Origin of the sequence: Schaalia vaccimaxillae DSM 15804 (genome assembly GCF_000420425.1) — a bacterium.
Taxonomy (GTDB): domain Bacteria; phylum Actinomycetota; class Actinomycetes; order Actinomycetales; family Actinomycetaceae; genus Pauljensenia; species Pauljensenia vaccimaxillae.
Genome location: NZ_ATUX01000007.1, coordinates 302,233 through 319,189, shown reverse-complemented (window position 1 = coordinate 319,189; position 16,957 = coordinate 302,233). Strand labels below are relative to the sequence as shown.

Sequence of the window (16,957 nt, the reverse complement as noted above, 5' to 3'; positions counted from 1 at the left end):
TCCTGGAATCTCAGCAAGCCTTCGCGTAGTGAAGAAGTCTGTCCGCCCGGGTGCGTCTTCAGGGCATGCCCGGCTCCGAGCCGCTGCATAGCAGCGGGGAGCAAGCTCGAAGTCACACTCGGGCGGAGCACAACCACTCAGTCGCGAGTGAGCTTGCGGTGCGTCACGCGATGCGGCGTCGCAGCCTCGGCTCCTAGCCTTTCGAGCTTGTTCTTCTCGTAAGACTCGAAGTTACCCTCGTACCAGTACCACTTTGCAGGATCCTCTTCTGTACCTTCCCAGGCGAGAATGTGGGTGGCAATGCGGTCAAGGAACCAACGGTCGTGGGTGACGACAACAGCGCAACCGGGGAATTGCAGGAGAGCATTTTCCAAAGAGCCCAGGGTTTCAACGTCGAGGTCGTTGGTTGGTTCGTCCAGCAGCAAGAGGTTGCCGCCCTGCTTAAGTGTCAGCGCGAGATTGAGTCGGTTTCTCTCTCCACCAGACAGAACGCCCGCGGGCTTCTGCTGGTCGGGGCCTTTGAAACCAAAAGCTGACACGTACGCGCGGGAAGGCATTTCGACGTTGCCGACTTGGATGTAATCGAGGCCGTCGGAAACAACTTCCCACAGGGTCTTGTCGGGATCGATGCCGCCGCGGTTCTGATCAACGTAGCTGATCTTGACCGTCTCTCCGATAGTCAGTTCCCCGCCATCAAGAGGTTCGAGGCCGACAATGGTCTTGAATAGTGTGGTCTTACCAACACCGTTGGGGCCAATGACGCCAACAATGCCGTTACGAGGCAGCGAGAAAGACAATCCGTCGATGAGAGTACGCCCATCAAAGCCTTTATTCAGGTCCTTGGCTTCGATGACAACGGATCCAAGTCGTGGGCCTGGCGGAATCTGAATCTCTTCGAAGTCGAGCTTGCGGGTGCGCTCGGCCTCAGCAGCCATTTCCTCGTAGCGTTCGAGGCGGGCCTTTGATTTGGCCTGGCGCCCCTTGGGGTTCGAGCGAACCCATTCGAGTTCTTCTTTGAGGCGCTTGGCAAGTTTGGCGTCTTTTTGCCCCTGGACTTGCAGGCGCTTCTCCTTGGTTTCCAAGTAGGTGGAGTAGTTACCTTCATAGGGGTAAAGATGACCGCGGTCGACTTCTGCAATCCACTGGGCGACGTGGTCAAGGAAGTAGCGGTCGTGCGTGACTGCAATAACCGCACCGGAATATGACGCTAGGTGCTTTTCTAGCCACAGAACGGACTCGGCGTCGAGGTGGTTGGTGGGCTCGTCGAGGAGCAGCAGATCGGGAGCCTCAATTAGCAGTTTGCACAGAGCAACGCGGCGGCGCTCACCACCGGAAAGCACGGACACCGGCTGATCGGGCGGAGGGCAGCGAAGAGCGTCCATCGCCTGCTCAAGCTGAGAATCAATATCCCATGCTCCGAGCGCATCGATTTCGGTTTGCAGCTTGCCCATTTCTTCCATGAGCGCATCGAAGTCGGCGTCTGGATTTGCCATTTCTTCTGAAATCTCATTGAAGCGGGCGAGTTTGGCGAAGGTGTCGCCAGCTCCCAGGCGCACGTTCTCGATGACGGTTTTATCTTCGTCGAGGACGGGTTCCTGCATAAGGATGCCAACGGAGTAGCCCGGGCTCAGGCGCGCTTCGCCGTTGCTCGGTTCGTCGAGCCCCGCCATGATTTTGAGGATCGAGGACTTGCCTGCACCGTTGGGCCCAACCATGCCAATTTTGGCTCCCGGGTAAAAAGCCATGGTGACGTCATCGAGAATGACTTTGTCACCGATTGCTTTACGTGCCTTGATCATTTGGTAGATGAACTCTGCCACTGTTCTCCGTCCAGGGTTCAGGATTCTTGGGTGCGAGCTGCACCATTTTCCCCTCCATGCTAGGCCACAAATAGGTTTCCGGGCTGCTTGGGTGAGGATTGGCACCCGCGGCGTGACACGCTTCTCATCTCTCAAGGTTTTGGGGCTATTACTTGCAGAACTTGCGGTGGTTCAACCTGAGGTTGAGACACGCTATACCGGCAAAGTATCTCAAACTTTTAACTTTCGCCCCTATCATTCAGATATTCCAACAAACTTTTAAGCACTTTTTGATAACAACCACGAGGAGGAAGGTCCATGAAAGCCGCGCAAGCCTTCGACACGGTGTCTATCCCCACCTCGTTAACCAGTCCAGTAATCCGCGTCGACTCGACCTCGTCAACCAACGATCTGGCCATGGAACTACTCGCAGATCCGCGCGTGGCCACCCCGCACCTGACCACGGTCCTTGCCCGCGAACAGACACAGGGACGGGGGAGACTCAACCGCACCTGGGAGTCCACGCCCGGACGCTCCCTCACCGCATCAACCATCATCTCTATTCCCAGTTCCCTCAGACAAAGCCCACACGGCTGGTTCTGCCACATCGGCGCTCTGGCTGTACGCGATGCCATCGCAGCCTTTCTTGAACCTCTCGGACGAGAGGTTTCAACCAAATGGCCCAACGACGTCCTCATCGACGACTCACGGAAAATCTGCGGAATCCTCGCAACCCTCGCTCCCTCAGCTTCCCCCTTCGTCACCACATGCATCCTCGGCTACGGTGTCAACGTCTCCATGACCCCCGACGAACGCCCCACCCCCACTGCCACATCTTTGAGCCTGGAAGGCATTGAAGAGGCAGATCACGATCCGATGTCAGTCATTTCTGGACTCCTGGCACACATTCTGCGCGGAATCGACACACGAGTGCGCGCCCTCGTGACTGCTGATGGAAAAGCTGACATCAGCGGGCTTGCCTCCGAAGCAGCAAGCAGATGCACCACCTTGGGACGCTCATTCCGATTCGCAGCCCCCACCGATGATTCCTTAGACCCACTCTCTGCTTCATCGACCAGCGCACGCGCCCTCGATCTTGACTCCAACGGTTGTCTCCTCGTTCAACTGTCCGACGGATCGCAGCATCCACTATCAGCAGGCGACATCCACGTCATCGACTGACTCCACCGAAGATAGGAACGAAAGCACTATGCGAACCATCAATCGCCTGCTCGTTGCCAACCGTGGCGAGATCGCCCTTCGCATCATGCGCACGGCAACCGATCTTGGAATATCCACAATCGCCGTATATGCCGACCAGGACATGGCCTCGCCCCACACCGCAGAAGCCGATGAAGCCCTCGCATTAGACGGAGAGGATGCGGCGACCACTTACCTCAACGCCGACAAACTCCTCGAAGCCGCACTGGCTACCGGAGCTGACGCCATCCACCCCGGATACGGCTTCCTATCGGAGAATGCCGATTTCGCACGTGCCGTTGAAAATGCAGGAATTGCATGGATCGGGCCCTCGGGTGACGTCATCGAAGCTCTTGGAGACAAGATCAGTGCACGCAAAGTTGCCGAAGCGTGCCAAGTCAGCCCCGTTCCAGGCGTCTCAGCCCCTATCACAAGGCGTGACGAGGTCGAAGAGTTCATCGCTAAGCATGGATTCCCAGTCGTTCTCAAACGCGCAGACGGAGGCGGCGGACGAGGCATCACCGTGCTTCGCAGCAATGCAGACACCGACATTTTCTTTGCCCGCCACCAAGGTAGCGACCTCACAGCCCACTTCATTGAGCGTTTCGTCGAGGTCGCCCGACATATCGAAACGCAGTGCGCGCGCGACGTTCACGGAAACTTCCGCGTCGTATCAACGCGAGACTGTTCCATTCAACGACGCAACCAAAAACTCATTGAGGAAGCCCCCGCTCCCTTCCTACCCGAAGGCTCCAACGAAACCCTCACTGACTGGTCGGCTCGCCTCTTTGAACAGGTCGGCTACGTCGGAGTCGGTACCTGCGAGTTCCTCCTCGAACCAGACGGATCCATCTGGTTTCTCGAAGTCAATCCGCGCCTGCAAGTCGAACATCCGGTCACAGAAGAGGTTGCTGGCGTTGACCTGGTACGCGAGCAAATCCGCATCGCTGAACAGCTGCCCCTATCGGAACCAGTTGCCATGCGCGGCCATTCATTCGAGTTCCGCATCACCTCCGAAGACCCTTCAGCAGACTTGACCCCCGCAGCCGGCCGGCTCGACGAAGTGCACTGGCCCACCGGCCCAGGCATCCGCCTCGACCTCGGGATTGATCAGGGAGATTCGGTTCAAACAGCATTCGACTCGATGATCGCCAAGATCATCGTCACCGGCGCTGACCGAGACCAAGCACTTGCCCGCTCACGTCGAGCCCTAGCCGAATTTTCAGTCCAGGGTGTTGCCACCCCCGTGCCCGTCTACCAAGACATCATCGAAGACCCCGCCTTCATTGGGGCTGGAGGCTTCACAGTGTCAACGCGCTGGCTCGAGACAGACTTCCTGCCAAGACACGACTACTCAGCACTAGCCGATCCCGCCTCGGCCCAAGACACGCGCGAACTGCCGCGTCAAACCTACGTCATCGAATTAGACGGACGCAGAATGACCTTGACTCTGCCCCAAGGCATGTTCTCGGTTCCTCCAGCATCTCGAGCAGTGCGCCCCACCCAACCACTACGATCAGCGCGACAAGAAGCACGCGCCAGTCTGGGACGACCAACCTCCACTTTTGGCGCTGAGCCCGGAGCCATCGTGTCCCCCATGCAAGCAACGATCGTGCAGCTATTGATCCAACCAGGCGATTTGGTCCAAGAAGGCCAACTTATTGCAGTGCTTGAAGCCATGAAGATGGAAAAACCCATCCTGGCTCCTCTGTCTGGACGGATTAGTCATCTGGGCTTTAGTCAGGGTGACACAGTCGCAGCCGGCGATCTTCTCATCCGCATCGAGAGTGAGGAAGCATAATGCAGACCCTATCTACTGCGCCGAGTAAGTCGGCGTCGCCGACTCGCACCGGATTTATCGAACGGCAAGAGGAGGTTGCTGCCCAAGCCGAAGCCCAGGCCGCTAGCCGCCAGCATGCAAAGAAGAAGCAGACAGCCCGCGAGCGCTTGAGCGCATTCTTCGACGATGGGCAGTGGAACGAGGTCGGCCAATTCATTGGTGGTTCGGTACGCGCCGGAGATGTCGGCTCTGCTGTTGTGACGGGGTATGGGCGAGTTCAGGGACGAATGGTTGTTGCCTACGCGCAAGACTTCTCTATTCGGGGAGGAACCTTGGGCGAAGTTGAGGGCGACAAAATTATTGATGCCATCGACATGGCGATTCGGATGCGTATTCCGATCGTGGGTATTCAGGATTCGGGCGGAGCTCGTATTCAAGAGGGTGTCGTTGCTCTGGCTCAATACGGCCGTATTTTTAAAAAGACGTGCGAAGCGTCGGGGCTGGTTCCTCAGATCTCCATCATTTTGGGCCCGTGTGCCGGTGGCGCCGTGTATCAGCCGGCGTTGACTGACTTCATCATCATGACGAGGGAAAACTCCCATATGTTCGTCACGGGACCGGATGTTGTTCAGGCGACGACTGGTGAGAAGGTCACCTTGGAGGAGTTGGGCGGCGCGGCAATCCATTCCTTCCAGTCGGGAGTGGCCCACCATATGGCCGAGGACGAGGCTGAGGCAATTTCTTATGTTCGTTCTCTTCTGGATTACTTACCGTCGTCGTGTTTGAGCGCTCCTCCCCTGTACGACTATGAGGACAACGAGGAGGATGTGACCGCAGCGCAGTTTGTGGGTGATTTAGTTCCGTCCTCTGCGCGTCATCCTTATGACATTCGAGAGGTCATTGAGGCAGTCGTAGATCACGGTGAGTTTGTTGAGGTTCAAGATCTTTTTGCTCCCAATGTGTGCATAGGTTTGGCGTGTTTGCAGGGACGAAGCGTCGGCATCGTTGCCAATCAGCCGATGAACGATGCGGGCACCCTTGACGTTGACGCGTCAGAGAAGACTGCGCGTTTCGTACGTTTCTGTGACGCTTTCGGCTTGCCTGTCATCACGTTGGTTGATGTTCCTGGGTATCGTCCGGGCACGCAGCAGGAGCAGGCGGGAATTATTCGGCGCGGAGCAAAAGTGATCGTTGCTTACGCCAATGCGACGGTCCCAATGATCACGGTGATTTTACGTAAAGCCTACGGTGGCGCCTACATCGTGATGGGTTCAAAGTCGATTGGCGCCGACCTGGCATTTGCGTGGCCCGATGCACAGATTGCTGTGATGGGTGCCGAGGGCGCAGCGTCCATTGTGCACCGCAGGGAGCTGGCATTAGCTAAGGAACGCGGTGACTTCGAGGCTGAGAAAGCCCGTCTGATTGCACAGTATGAAGAGGAAACAGTCAATCCAGATCTGTCCATTCGTTCGGGTCAGCTCGACGGGATTATCCGACCTTCTGACACTCGCAAAGTGTTGATTGATTCTTTGGATTTGTTGGCGTCAAAGGATCAGCGAGTAGCCCACATTAAGCGCCACGACAACGGGCCCATGTAGTAGCCGGCCAGTTCCCCTTCTTCGTCGAAATAAATAGATCACTGAAAGAGTTCACAATGCCTACTTTCCTTCATCAGCTCACACAGATTCCTTTCGCCGTGACTTTCGCCGGGCAGGCGACGCCGTGGCGTCAAGGGCTGGACGAATTGGCTCACGACGAGGCGATTGGTCTGAACTTGGCGGCGCTGGTGCTCCAGTCCGATCAGATTCTGTCGCCCGTGCGTCGTTCTTTGGCCACTCAATCTGTGGCGTCTTTACCGTTCCTTCTGCCCGCACGCTCAGGCCAGACTGCTGTGACGCGTCCCGAGGGCGGTATTGATGAGGCGGCTTTGTCTGTTCCTGGCATTGTTCTGACGCAATTGGGAGCCTTGCAGGCTCTTGCTCAGTCGGGATTGGATTTACGTCAGCATCCGGCTGTGGCTTTTGAGGGCCACTCCCAGGGCATCTTGGGTGTGCAAGCCGCGCGAGCGTGGATCAATGGTCAAGAGGATCGCGTGGTCGAGGTTGTGGCAATTGCTCGGTTGATCGGCGCTGCGGCGTCGCGTTCAACCCGCCGTTTGGGGGCTGCTTCGTCGGCGGAGGCCACCCCTATGCTTTCGATCCGAGGCGTGCCGGAATCTTTGCTGGTTGATCTCATCGGTGGTCTTGAGGCCCGTCGCATGGACCTTTCATTTGCTTTGCGTAATGGCACAGATACTCACGTCGTTTCAGGTGCGCCGGCAGATTTGGCGTTGTTAAAGGACGCGATCGAGGCCGCAGCTCGCGCAGATCAGGCTGCTCACGATCGCCATGAGGTGGGTGGCCGGGTTCTGAGCCCAGTCTTAGAATTCCTGCCGGTCCATATTCCTTTCCATTCGTCCCTCCTTCAAGGTGCTGTGGACCAGGTGATGGCGTGGGCGCAAGAGTGTGAGCTCGATAGTGATGTGGCTGAGCAGCTAGCCAGAGCTGTATTGGTCGATCCTGTGGATTGGCCGGCTCAGGTCCGTGAAGCTGTGCAGGCTGGGGCTCGTTGGATCGTAGATCTAGGTCCGGGGCAGACTACCGTCCGTATGACTCGCGCTCTCGTGGAGGGTACGGGCGTGGGGGTAGTGCCTGCGGGAACGGATGCTGATCGCGACCAAGCCTCTACACCTGGATGGGAACCTGCCCCGGTTGCGGATTGGACCAGCCTGGCTCCTCGTTTGATCACGCTAGCTGACGGCCGTACCGTCGTTGACACACGTTTTTCGCGTTTGACGGGTCGTTCTCCGGTCCTTCTGGCCGGTATGACCCCAACCACCGTTGACCCAGAGATTGTCGCTGCTGCGGCCAACGCGGGTTATTGGGCGGAACTAGCTGGCGGCGGCCAAGTCACCGAGGAGGTGTATAACGAAAACCTCGCCGGTCTTCGCGAGCAGTTAAAACCGGGCCACGCTGCCCAGTTCAACTCCATGTTCTTGGACCGTTACCTGTGGAACCTGCAATTCGGTCAGGCCCGGATTGTATCGCGTTCTCGAGTCAACGGCGCTCCCATTGACGGTGTCGTCATTTCGGCAGGTATCCCCGATAAAGAGGAAGCCCTTGAACTCATCAAGCAATTACGTGCTGACGGGTTCCCCTACGTTGCTTTCAAGCCCGGCACAGTCGACCAGATTCACCAGGTCATCAAGATCGCGCAGGAGGCACACCCCACCAAGATCATTGTCCAGGTTGAAGATGGGCACTCCGGTGGCCACCATTCCTGGGAAGACCTTTCCGATTTGCTGTTGGCCACCTACGCCGATCTGCGCACCCATGACAACATTGTTCTAACAGTCGGCGGTGGAATCGGTACTCCCGAACGCGCCGCTGACTTCCTCACGGGTCAGTGGTCTCTTGAACATGGGCGCCCTGCGATGCCCGTTGACGGTGTTCTGGTGGGCACTGCGGCAATGACAACCAAAGAGGCGCGCACCACGAAGGCTGTCAAAGAACTGCTGGTCCAGACCCCGGGAGTCTCAGCTTCCTCGGCTGCGAAGGGTTGGGTTGGAGTAGGCAAATCCGAGGGTGGTGTGACTTCCGGCCTCTCGCATCTTCGCGCCGATATGCACGAGGTTGACAACGCTGCTGCAGCTGCTGCCCGCTTGATTGCCGAAATTGGTTCAGATGGGGCTCAAGTACGTCAACGCAAAGCCGAGATCATTGAGATCCTGGACCGCACCGCAAAGCCTTACTTTGGCGATTTAGAAGATATGACCTACGCCCAGTGGGTGACCCGTTTCGCCGATCTGTCTTTCCCGTGGGTGGATCCGACCTGGCAGCTGCGTTTCCATCACCTGCTCCAACGAATCGAAGCCCGTCTTTCTGCCGTTGATCATGGTGAAGTTGAGACTCTCTTCCCCACTGCCCAGGATTGCCAAGACGGGCCCGCAGCGGTCAAGCGGATCCTTGAGGCTTACCCGAACGCCGCCTCGACGTATGTCACGCCCATCGATGCCGCGTGGTTCCCAACTTTGTGCCGCGAGTATCCCAAGCCCATGCCCTTCGTGCCGGTCTTGGATGACGATTTGATCCGCTGGTGGGGTCAGGATGGTTTGTGGCAGGCCCAGGATGAACGCTACAGCGCTGATTCCGTGCGTATTATTCCCGGCCCCGTGTCAGTCGGTGGTATTGATCGTGTCGATGAACCTGTCGCTGAGCTGCTGGGACGCTTCGAGAACGCTGCTGTCGAAAGGCTCACCCAAGCGGGAGTCGAAGCATCCGCTGTTTTAACCAGGTTGGGTAATGGCAAGCCCGCTTCCAGTCTCGAAGAGTGGCTGCGCACTGTGCCCTTCATTTCGTGGACTGGCCACCTCATGACAAATCCGGCGGCAGTCCTGCCCTCAGAACGTGTCGTCATCGACGTGGACGAGGCCGGTCTTTCGTTGGTCATCCTCCTAGATACTGCGTGGGATCAAGACCCCCACGGCGAAGACAAGCACGCCGTACGCAAACTTGTCTTCCCGTTGACTCTGCCAACCCACGATGGGGGTGTCCCCGTTATTGACGAAGAGCGCCTACCCGAGCAGATGTACGCGATGCTCGCGGCTACAGCAGGTGTGGGTTCAACCTCGGTTGCCGGAGATGCCGTGAGCGCTATGCCGCAGATGGTGGATTCGCAGCTCAGTGAATTCGGTGAAGCCCACTACTCCTTCACCTTGGCGCAGACGCTGGGACACGACCACGCCGAAGCTACTGGAGGGGCTCTTCCCGCTTCTTACGATCTGGCTGCCTGGGTACCCGATGCTCTACTGGGTGTTGCGTGGCCCGCGATTTACGCGGCCTTGGGTTCGGCGATTCACAACGACTATCCAGTCATTGAGGGACTACTCAACGCTGTCCATCTGGATCATTCCATCGAGTTTAACCGCAGCCCGGAAGAACTACTGAGCGAGGGCGTGACCACCATTGACGTGCGCTCTCACGCTGCGTCGATTGAAGAATCTTCATCCGGGCGCATCGTCACCGTGGTTTTGCAGATGAGCGCCAATGGACACCCCATCGGATCGACCCAGGAACGTTTTGCGATCCGAGGCCGCGCCACAGGAAATCGCCCACCGGCCCCCGCTGCTCCCTATGCGGGCATCGATGTAGAGGTCCGTGAAACTCCCCGCTCTGTACTGCGCCAGGTCACGGTCCAGGCACCCGACGATATGACGCCATTTGCCATTGTCTCGGGCGATTACAACCCGATTCACACCTCGTGGACGGCAGCCAAGGTTGCTGGAATGGAAGCGCCTCTTGTGCACGGCATGTGGCTGTCAGCTACGGCTCAGCACGCTGTTTCGGCTGCTCTGGACGGTCACCCTGGTCTGCACCTGCGGTCCTGGACGTATTACATGTACGGCACCGTCGACTTAAATGACCAGGTTGAGATTACGGTCGAACGCACCGGTCGCCTCGCTGGGGGCGGGTTGGCTTTGGAAGTCACCTGCCGTATCAACAAGCAAGTGGTGTCTCGCGCCGCTGCCACCACCACGGCTGGGCGTACCGCCTACGTTTACCCCGGTCAGGGCATCCAGTCGGCGGGTATGGGATTGGACGAACGTGCTCAGTCGCCGGCAGTCGATGCCGTATGGAGGCGAGCTGATGCTCACACGCGCGAAGCCATGGGCTTCTCCATCCTCGCAATCGTCAGGGATAATCCGACATCAATCCGCGCCAAGGGTGTGACTTATCGCCATCCCGACGGCGTCTTGAATCTCACCCAGTTCACCCAGGTTGCGCTCGCGACCTTGGCCATTGGACAGACCGAAAGGTTGCGCGAAGAAGGTGCCCTCGTTGAGGGGTCCGCGTTTGCTGGCCATTCTTTGGGTGAATACACGGCCCTGGCCGCCTATGGCCGCGTCTTCCCGCTTGAGACTGTGCTCGACCTCGTTTTCCAACGCGGTTCCACCATGCATTCCCTGGTCGCACGCGATGAGCACGGCCGTTCTAACTACCGAATGGGGGCTCTGCGTCCCAACCAATTCGGTGTCGACGATGAGCACGTCGTTGAATATGTAGATTCGATCGCACAGCAGACTGGTGAATTCCTCCAGATTGTCAACTTCAATCTTGCTGGTAGCCAGTATTCGATTGCCGGCACGGTTGCGGGCCTGGAGGCTTTGGCAGCTGATGCCCAAGAGCGTGCAGCGAACTACGGCGGTAAGCGTCCGTTCATGTATGTTCCTGGCATTGATGTGCCCTTCCACTCGACGGTATTGCGCGGCGGTGTCGACGAGTTCCGCAAGAAGTTGCAAGACCGGATTACCGACGGTGTCGATCCGTCCGCCCTCGTTGGCAACTACATCCCCAACTTGGTGGCTCGCCCCTTCGAACTGACCCGCGATTTCGCCCAAGCAATCCTCGATGTGGTGCCGTCGCAGGCAATTGAAGCTCTGGTTGCTTGCGATGAGGCGTGGGATAGCGCTGCGGCTGACCCTGAGCAGTTGGCCCGAACGTTGCTCATTGAGCTGCTGTGCTGGCAATTTGCCTCGCCGGTGCGTTGGATCGAAACTCAGCGTGTTCTCTTCTCAGACGAGCCAGGCGCTCTGGCAGTGGACGAGGTTGTTGAGGTTGGTCTTGGCGCTGCGCCCACTTTGGCCAATCTTGCTTCTCGCACTTTGGCTCAGCCTGCGTTCGCGGGTCGCAATGTGGATGTATTCAATGTTCAGAGGGATGCGGCTCGCGTCATGCGCACCGATGTCAATATCGTGACGCAAGATGATGAGGACGAGGCTCCTGCCGACAGTCCCGTTGAAGCTCAGACAGCTCCTCTTGCTTCCGCTGCCCCCGTTGCACAGACTCCCGTTTCTACATCGGTTGCAGCGACCTCAACGGCTGGCCCTTCGGGCGCCGACGTTGCGGACCTACCTTTCACGGCCTCCAGTGCCATTCGTGTGCTGTTGGCCCTGTCGGCGAAAATCCGCCTCGATGAAGTGGGCGATTCTGACACGACAGAGTCGCTGACCAATGGTGTCTCGTCGCGACGCAACCAACTCCTCATGGACCTGTCAGCAGAGTTGGGCTTGTCTTCCATTGACGGGGCCGGTGAAGCTGACATTAAGACCTTGTCCGTGACAGTCGACAAGGCGGCTCGAGGGTACAAGGCTTTCGGGCCCGTCCTTGGCGAAGCCATTAAGGATCGCACCCGTAAACTCTTCGGCGCTGCTGGAGTTAAAGCTTCAAGGGTGGCTGATCGTGTCACGGGAACTTGGCAGCTAACAGACGGCTGGGCCAACCACGTTACTGCTGAGATCCTCTTGGGAACGCGCGAAGGCGCGTCGACTCGCGAAGGCGAATTAGCGGTTCTGAATTCTGAAGCACCATCAAACGCTGCCGGCGTGGATGCTCTCATCGACCAGGCAGTCCAGTCGGTAGCCGCACGCCACGGCATTTCAGTGGCTCTGCCAAGCGCTGGCGGTTCTGCAGGCGCGGGAGTCGTCGACTCGGCTGCTCTGGACGCCTTCGCTGCTCAAGTGACCGGACCCGACGGCATTTTGGCTAACACCGCCCGCCAGGTACTCAACCAGTTGGGCCTGGATACTCCAGTTCCAACCGATGACGAGGACGAGGACGGCGCAGCCGCAATTGAAGCTATCTCGGCCGAGTTAGGTTCCGGATGGGTTGATCTTGTTGAGCCTCGTTTCGATGCTCGTCGCGCGGTCCTTCTCGACGATCGGTGGGCGTCGGCCCGCGAGGACGTGGCACGTTTGGCCACACAGGGCGAGCTTGATGGTTCCCCGGTGTTCCTTGGAGCTGGCGACACTGTTGGTGACCATGCTGATTGGTGGGCGGATCGGACTGAGGCGGTAGGCAAGTCAGATCTTTCGATGGCTCTGCGTGCCATCGCTCAAGAAGCACGCGTGTCGGGGCAGTCGCTGACTGATCGCCTGCCCTACCGCAAGGACGTTGCTCTTGTGACAGGCATGACGCCCTCGTCGATTGCTGGTGGTGTGGTCGCTCGTCTGCTGCGCGGTGGCGCAACCGTTATCGCGACCTCGTCGAATATTTCGGCATCACGACTGGCCTTTGCCAAGCGCCTCTATCGTCAGAACGCTGCTCCTGGGGCAAAACTCTGGTTACTGCCGGCAAACTTGGCAAGTTACCGTGATATCGATGCTGTCACCGACTGGATTGGTAGCGAGCAAACAAAGACCGTGGGTGCAGATGTGCAGGTCACGAAGGAAGCAATGGTTCCAACCTTGTTCTTCCCCTTCGCAGCACCCAGGGTTTCAGGCACGATGGCTGAAGCGGGGCCTGCCTCAGAGAATCAGTACCGCCTGCTGGTGTGGTCGGTTGAACGTACGATCGCGAACCTGTCGCGTATCGGAGCTGATACTCACGCTGACCACAGAGTGCACGTTGTTTTGCCTGGCTCGCCCAACCGCGGCATGTTCGGTGGTGACGGAGCCTACGGTGAGGCGAAGGCGTCCTTCGACGCCATCACGACCCGCTGGTCTGCTGAGCCAATTTGGTCATCTCGCATTTCGATTGCGCACCCGCTCATCGGTTGGGTACGAGGCACGGGCCTCATGGGTGGTAATGATCCGCTCGTCGATGCTGTCGAAAAGGCTGGTGTACGCACCTGGTCAACCCAGGAAATGGCTGATGCCCTCCTCGAATTGGCATCTGAGGAAAACCGCTCGGAGGCTGCTCGCGGCCCAATCCACGCCGATCTGACGGGAGGCTTGGACGAGTCGATCGATTTGCGTGCTCTGCGTGATCAGGCAATAGCGACCCCAGTTGCCCATGAAGAGCCGGTCGAGTCAGTCACTGTTTCTGCGCTGCCCTCACCCACTGTGACCGCTGTCCCCCACCTGGATCCTGCTGATTGGGGGCAGACGACAGCGTCTCTGGAAGACACCGTCGTCATCGTTGGTCACGGCGAGGTCGGGCCATGGGGTTCGGCACGCACCAGGGCTCAAGCCGAACTGGGTATTCATTCGGATGGGACCGTCGATCTGACTCCCGCTGGTGTCCTGGAACTGGCATGGATGACGGGATTGTTGACGTGGTCTGATACGCCGGTAGGCGGCTGGTACGACGCTGAGGATCAACTGGTTGATGAGTCCGATATCTTCGAACGGTATCGGGACGAGGTCGTGGCCCGTTGCGGTATCCGATTCTTCGAGGACGACGGTCCGCTGCACAACGGCTGGACTCCCGAATCGGCGATGGTATTCCTAGATCAGGACATCACCTTTACCGTCGATGACGAGGATGAGGCTCGTTCCTACCTGGATGCGGATCCTCAGTTCACTCAGATTGCTCGCACACCATTCGGTGAATGGCAAGTGACCCGCAAGGCTGGGGCCCAGGTGCGTGTACCTAAGAGGGCGACTCTGGATCGTCGAATCGGTGGTTTGTTCCCCACTGGTTTCGATCCCGCGCGTTGGGGGATTCCCACATCCCTCATCGATTCCATTGATCCCATTGCGGTATGGAACCTTGTCTCAGCGGTAGACGCTTTCGTATCCGCTGGTTTCAGCCCGACCGAGCTCTTGCAAATCGTCCATCCGTCAACGGTGGCTTCCACGCAGGGTACGGGCTTTGGCGGCATGCGTTCTATGCACAAGCTCTTCGTTGACAGGTTCTTGGGTGAGGATTATCCGCAAGATATCCTGCAGGAAACTCTGCCGAACGTGGTTGCAGCCCACACAATGCAGTCCTACGTCGGTGGCTACGGCTCAATGATTAACCCGGTTGGCGCATGTGCGACGGCAGCGGTGTCTATTGAGGAGGGTGTCGATAAGCTTTTCTGCGGTAAAGCGGACTTCGTTGTCGCTGGAGCTATTGACGACATCCAGGTCGAATCCATCGTTGGCTTCGGTTCAATGAATGCGACGGCGAATTCGAACGATATGCTCGCCCAAGGTATTTCTCATCGTTTCGTGTCCCGGGCAAACGATCGACGTCGCGCTGGCTTCGTGGAGGCCCAAGGTGGTGGCACTGTGCTGTTGACGCGCGCATCCATCGCCGTCGAAATGGGTCTGCCTGTGCTCGCGGTTGTTGCGCATGCTCAGACTTTCGCCGACGGCGCCCACACTTCGATTCCGGCTCCCGGCATTGGCGCGTTGGGTGTGGCTCGTGCGGGTCAGAAGTCTGCGCTTGCTCGTAACTTGGCTGCCTTGGGTGTGACGATTGACGATGTTGCCGTGGTCTCTAAGCACGATACGTCTACCAATGCGAACGACCCAAACGAGTCCGACCTGCATACTCGTATCGGGCGTGCTCTAGGCAGATCAGAGGGCAATCCGCTCATGGTGATCTCTCAGAAGACTCTGACTGGCCACGCTAAAGGCGGCGCTTGTGTCTTCCAGGTCGGTGGCATCATCGATGTGTTCCGCACGGGAATAATCCCCGCGAATGCGGCTCTGGATTGCGTCGACGACAAGATGGCACAGTACCCTCACCTCGTGTGGCTGCGTTCACCGTTGGATACGTCGGCACTTGGGCCAATTCGTGCGGCCTTTGCAACCTCGCTAGGCTTCGGGCATGTTTCCGGAATCCTGGCGCTAGTCAACCCCGGAGCTTTCGAGGCAATCGTTCAGCGGGAGCTTGGTGAGGATCGGCTCAAACAGTGGCGAGTGGCGTCGGATTCGCGTCTGCGGGCCGGTACTCGAACAGTTGAAGCCGGCATGCTTGGCCACGCTCCGCTCTTCGAGCCTGTCGAGGGACGTCGCCTACCGGCCACCGACGTTACTCAGGGAGCCGCGGGTGATCCGCACGAGGTCGAAGCAGCATTGCTGCTAGACCCGCGAGCAAGGCTTGGTGAGGACGGCATCTATCACCTGCCCGAGGATTCCAACAAGTGATTCTTGGAATCGGAATTGATCTGGTGTCTCTACCTGAGTTCCAAACTCAGGTAGAGACACCTGGGTCGCATTTCCTCGAGAGCATTTTGACTGCGAGGGAGTTGCGCAGGGTTCACGCCCGCGCAACCGCGGTCGGCGGATCAGATGATCCAGCTTTTGTCGCTCGTCATGCGGGCGGACGCTGGGCCGCCAAAGAAGCCTTCATCAAGGCATGGTCAGAGGCGTTATATGGCGTTGCGCCGGTGATTGAGCGTGATGAAGTGAATTGGAAGATGGCGGAAGTGGTTGACGACCGTTGGGGCCGTCCAGCTTTACAGCTTCACTCCCACTTAGCCCAATCCTTCTACTCCTCCATGGACGAAATCTGGGGCCCCTTGAATGACAAGCTACACCTGCACCTTTCTATAAGCCACGACGGCTCCTACGCTATTGCTCAAGTCCTCATTGAGGCAGGCGGCATCAGTAGGTGAAAGCAGGCTGCGGACTTGACGCAAAACCTTGGCCTGAAATTTGAGACTTTTGAGAACTCGATGTGGTGTGTTCTGCTTCGATGTCGTCATTATCTTCATCTACGTCGAGGTTCTCATCAGGGGCGATGTCGGTTAGGCCGTGAGCATCGGGTGGGCACGATTGCCCCTGAGTTGCATCTGGTTCCTGAGCCACCTCTGGCGTATCTAGCGCGTCGTGCGAAGAATCCTCAGGAGCCATTTCCTGGCTTCGATCTTCATGATCTTCGGATGCATATTGGCCTGGTTGTACGGGCTTTTCAAAGCCAGCGATTCCTTTGGACAGGTCGTGGCCAATAGATTGGGCACTAATGATGACCTGGGAACGTATTTCTTTTTTATCGTCCATCCACCCACTCGCGGTCGGCCGTCCCACAACAATGACGGGCTGACCTTTATGCACGGATCGCAAAATGTTGTGGGCAAGACGATCCCACGCTCGCACGGTATACCAATTGGTTCTGTCTTCGATTAACTCACCCGCGTCATTGACTCTCCAAACTGGCACCGCCAAACGGAAACGTACGATCAAACGTCCGGTGGAAGTCTTGTAGGTTCGTAGATCGGTACCAATGCGGCCCCGTAGAGTCACTGTCATGTCGCTCATCATGTCCTCCTGAAGTTCTTCCGGTATGTACCGGTTCCTTCAGGCTCGCCGAAGCCATGAGCGTCTTGAAACATCCCTCTATTTTTCTGTGGATACAGGGGTGAAGTATTTCTTGTGGATAAGTCAGAGGCGGCCGCCCAACCGGACGACCGCCTCGACAATATTGAGAAA

The 16,957-nt window shown here is 57.9% G+C and carries 7 protein-coding genes; 5 read left to right on the top strand and 2 right to left on the bottom strand.

What is annotated here, in order from left to right; genetic code table 11:
* Positions 1–137 precede the first annotated feature (137 nt).
* Positions 138–1,820, bottom strand: a complete 1,683-nt coding sequence (ettA, locus tag G439_RS0106400; protein WP_022868359.1) for an energy-dependent translational throttle protein EttA — start codon at positions 1,818–1,820, stop codon at positions 138–140.
* 297 nt (positions 1,821–2,117) lie between these two features.
* Here ettA and G439_RS11400 point away from each other — a divergent pair, with 297 nt between their 5' ends.
* The 5 genes from G439_RS11400 to acpS are packed head-to-tail and all read left to right on the top strand — an operon-like array spanning position 2,118 to position 16,143.
* Positions 2,118–2,981, top strand: coding sequence for a biotin--[acetyl-CoA-carboxylase] ligase (locus G439_RS11400; RefSeq protein WP_051125717.1), 864 nt, complete (start codon positions 2,118–2,120; stop codon positions 2,979–2,981).
* 28 nt (positions 2,982–3,009) lie between these two features.
* The gene (locus G439_RS0106390) at positions 3,010–4,800 is read left to right on the top strand and encodes an ATP-binding protein (RefSeq protein WP_022868358.1); all 1,791 of its coding nucleotides are present in this window, start codon (positions 3,010–3,012) and stop codon (positions 4,798–4,800) included.
* The gene (locus G439_RS0106385) at positions 4,800–6,377 is read left to right on the top strand and encodes an acyl-CoA carboxylase subunit beta (RefSeq protein ID WP_022868357.1); all 1,578 of its coding nucleotides are present in this window, start codon (positions 4,800–4,802) and stop codon (positions 6,375–6,377) included. Before G439_RS0106390 ends, G439_RS0106385 begins: the two co-directional genes overlap by 1 nt.
* Positions 6,378–6,433: 56 nt before the next feature.
* Complete coding sequence (locus G439_RS0106380; RefSeq protein ID WP_022868356.1) at positions 6,434–15,673, top strand: type I polyketide synthase; 9,240 nt, start codon at positions 6,434–6,436, stop codon at positions 15,671–15,673.
* The gene (gene acpS / locus G439_RS0106375) at positions 15,670–16,143 is read left to right on the top strand and encodes a holo-ACP synthase AcpS (protein ID WP_022868355.1); all 474 of its coding nucleotides are present in this window, start codon (positions 15,670–15,672) and stop codon (positions 16,141–16,143) included. The genes G439_RS0106380 and acpS overlap by 4 nt, the downstream gene beginning before the upstream one ends.
* On the opposite strand, the gene G439_RS12170 is transcribed toward acpS, so the two are convergent.
* The gene (locus tag G439_RS12170) at positions 16,133–16,786 is read right to left on the bottom strand and encodes a single-stranded DNA-binding protein (protein WP_165544526.1); all 654 of its coding nucleotides are present in this window, start codon (positions 16,784–16,786) and stop codon (positions 16,133–16,135) included. The two genes, acpS and G439_RS12170, sit on opposite strands and share 11 nt — an antisense overlap.
* Between the last annotated feature and the right edge of the window lie 171 nt (positions 16,787–16,957).